Source organism: Lyngbya sp. CCY1209 (assembly GCF_055795065.1).
The window spans coordinates 1-285 of sequence record NZ_JAYFER010000480.1 but is presented as its reverse complement, the minus strand read 5'-3'; the positions used below and the strand labels follow the sequence as shown (position 1 = coordinate 285).

The following is a 285-nucleotide window of genomic DNA, read 5'->3' as shown; positions in this document are numbered from 1 at the left end:
AAGGCTTGCTTGGCTCTGTCTCGGATTGTCGGGATTCCCAGCGGGCGTTTTTCATCCCGTCCGGGTTTTGGTATCCAGACTCTCCGTAGTGGCTTGGCTTTGAAGTTTCCTTTAATTTCCTCAGTAAGTTCAAACCTTTGTTTCGGGGATATTGCTACCACTCCATCTATTCCGGCTGTTTTCTTGCCTTGGTTATCTTGGGTCACTTGCCTTACCGCTAAGAGCCTTGCGTAGTATGACTTCAACAGGAGTCTCTGCAACCTTCTAGCTTTTGCGTCCTGTCCC

At 49.1% G+C, this 285-nt stretch carries 1 protein-coding gene; it reads right to left on the bottom strand.

Annotation, left to right across the window (positions count from 1 at the left end):
- Positions 1 to 285: reverse transcriptase N-terminal domain-containing protein (locus AC0QHF_RS15225; RefSeq protein ID WP_324705078.1), on the bottom strand; the 285-nt coding region annotated here is incomplete at both ends.